The sequence below is a fragment of the Bartonella taylorii 8TBB genome (assembly GCF_902825155.1).
GTDB classification, from domain to species: domain Bacteria; phylum Pseudomonadota; class Alphaproteobacteria; order Rhizobiales; family Rhizobiaceae; genus Bartonella; species Bartonella taylorii_A.
Genome location: NZ_CADEAG010000111.1, coordinates 1 through 464, shown reverse-complemented (window position 1 = coordinate 464; position 464 = coordinate 1). Strand labels below are relative to the sequence as shown.

Genomic DNA, 464 nt, shown 5'->3' with positions numbered 1-464 from the left:
AGCATTTGAAGATACACTTGTGCGTTCATCTGGGATAATGAGCACCTGACCAACATGGATAGAATGATTATTCATACCATTTGCTAATTTTAACGCCTCAACACTAACTCCTATTTGCCGTGCAATACTTAACAGGGTATCACCACTTTGTACAATATAAGATCCCCGCCTAGAAGTAGGAGGATTATTCACTTGTGAACGAGAAAGTGTTCCAAGATTTTGCTGTGGAGAGCCCATAATTCGCCCATCAGACGAAAACTCTCTGTGCTTATCAGAATAAAATGTGGCTTACTGATCTAGAGAATCATACGAACTATCGCTAACTCCTGAATTATAAGGTGACTCCATAGGTAGTAACTCACTGCTTTGTATTACTCCACCTTGTGATAACATTTGTGAATCACCAGCCATTGTTGGGAGTGTAATCGACTGAGCAGGACCTTTATAAAAGCCATCATAAAAAC

General features: G+C 39.9%; 1 protein-coding gene. It reads right to left on the bottom strand.

Annotated elements, in window-relative coordinates; genetic code table 11:
• Positions 1–237, bottom strand: a 237-nt coding sequence (locus J7R13_RS09950; RefSeq protein ID WP_425523234.1) for a LysM peptidoglycan-binding domain-containing protein, incomplete at its 3' end; no start/stop codon positions are given.
• Between the last annotated feature and the right edge of the window lie 227 nt (positions 238–464).